This is a genomic window from Leptolyngbya sp. FACHB-36 (genome assembly GCF_014695955.1).
In the GTDB taxonomy this organism is placed as follows: domain Bacteria; phylum Cyanobacteriota; class Cyanobacteriia; order Leptolyngbyales; family Leptolyngbyaceae; genus FACHB-36.
In genome coordinates, this window is the sequence record NZ_JACJPG010000369.1 from 1 (window position 1) to 1,824 (window position 1,824).

The window sequence follows — 1,824 nt, forward strand, 5'->3', positions numbered from 1 at the left end:
GATGTGCGTAAGGCAGCGGTGGGCGATCGGGCGCTACACGATCCAACTCAGACTTTGCAGACCGCTAGAGGCATCGAAATTGGACACATTTTCCAACTCGGCACCAAATACTCCAAAGCGCTAGGCGCAACGTTTACAAACGAGCAGGGCGAAGACGCGCCGTTGATTATGGGCTGTTACGGCGTTGGTGTTTCGCGTCTGGCGCAGGCAGCGGTGGAGCAATCCTACGACAAAGACGGCATCGTTTGGCCGCCGTCGATCGCGCCTTACCACGCGATCGTGGTAATTCCAGATATCGCCAAAGCCGATCAGGTGGAAGCGGCAGAGTCGCTCTACACCGCGCTGAATGCGGCAGGGATTGAAACCCTGCTGGACGATCGCAACGAGCGCGCGGGCGTCAAGTTTAAAGACGCCGATTTGATTGGCATTCCCTACCGGATTGTCACGGGACGATCGCTTCAGCAGGGCAAGGTGGAAGTAGTGCAGCGGGCAACAAAATCGTCGCAAGAAATTCCGATAGACGCGGTGGTTGTAACCCTGAAGCAGTGGTTAGCAGAAGCCTTGGCATAGAACGAACGTGCTTGAATTGCCTCCATACCAGAGGGTTTAGCGGCTAGAGGGGCGATCGTGCATCCTCATTACCGAGTCTCAGCTGCTACACTAGAGAACCTGACTGCACGTGGTCGCAGCAGCGCTGCACTTACTGGCCGTGTTGGGGTAAGAGAATAAATTTGCCGTCAACCTGCCGAAATTGAATGCTGGAACTTCACTGTCATACGACGTTCTCGGATGGTAGCCTGACGCCGACCCAACTTGTTGTTGCGGCGCTGCGTACTGGGGTGCTGGCACTGGCAATTACCGATCACGATACCGTTTCGGGCTGGGACGAAGCCTTTGCAGCGGCGGCTAACTACCCGCTAGAGATTGTTCCTGGGATTGAACTCAGCACGGTTCACCACGATCGATCGCTTCACGTTCTTGGCTTCTATCCCAATCCAAACGCGCTACACGGTCCTTTAATCGAGCGGCTAGACGGACGCAAACGCCGCGCTGAGGAGATGGTGCAAAAGCTGGCGCAGCTGGGCTATCCGGTGGAGCTACCAAGCCGGAGCGAAGGCATGGCTCCCGGACGTCCACACATTGCCTCGGCAATGGTGCGGGCGGGCTATGTCCAGTCCTCCCGTGAGGCGTTCGATCGCTTCCTGCACGATGACGGACCCGCCTACGTCCACTACGAGAAGTTTTCGATCGTCGAGGGCATTGATCTACTGCGATCGTGTGGGGCTGTTCCAGTTTGGGCGCATCCCTGTCTATTTCGCGGTGGTGATGTGGAAACCGTGCTGGGTGAACTCGTTGCAGCCGGGCTAATGGGTGTGGAAGTTTACCATCCCAGCCACACGCTGGCACAGGTGAAGCGCCTCGAAAAGTGGTGTGCCGAATACGGACTCCTAATGACTGGCGGCAGCGACTACCATGGTCCTGCTTCAGACGCAAAGCAGGGCGACTACGGCAGTCTCAACAGTCTGCAACTGCCGCTGGCGCTGCTGGAGCCGCTGAAGCAAGCGGCTTCTGTGGCGTAATCGCGATCTAAGATGGTGGAAGCGCCAGATGTACTGTTTTGAAGCGAGTGCGGGCTATGAATCAAGCTATTGCCGATACAACTGCGATCGACCAAAAGCTGTCCAAGCGGTTTATTGAACTCGATCCCAGTGGTTATTTCATTATCTATATCAATCGGGATGAGAGGCTGATCTATGCCAAGCACTACGGCAACATCATCAATGACAAAGGGCTAGCCTGTGATCCAGAGACGGGCGAACCGAT

3 protein-coding genes are annotated in these 1,824 nt (G+C 56.0%); all 3 read left to right on the plus strand.

What is annotated here, in order from left to right; genetic code table 11:
• The coding region (locus H6F43_RS10325; RefSeq protein ID WP_242025491.1) for a His/Gly/Thr/Pro-type tRNA ligase C-terminal domain-containing protein at positions 1-570 on the plus strand (570 nt) is incomplete at its 5' end.
• A gap of 185 nt (positions 571-755) precedes the next feature.
• Complete coding sequence (locus H6F43_RS10330) at positions 756-1,580, plus strand: PHP domain-containing protein (RefSeq protein ID WP_190342694.1); 825 nt, start codon at positions 756-758, stop codon at positions 1,578-1,580.
• Between the two features lie 56 nt (positions 1,581-1,636).
• Positions 1,637-1,824: DUF4346 domain-containing protein (locus tag H6F43_RS10335; protein ID WP_190342695.1), on the plus strand; the 188-nt coding region annotated here is incomplete at its 3' end.

Excerpts from the sequence above, each read along its gene's own strand:
- H6F43_RS10330 (WP_190342694.1), top strand. The coding sequence starts at position 756 with ATGCTGGAACTTCACTGTCATACGACGTTCTCGGATGGTAGCCTGACG.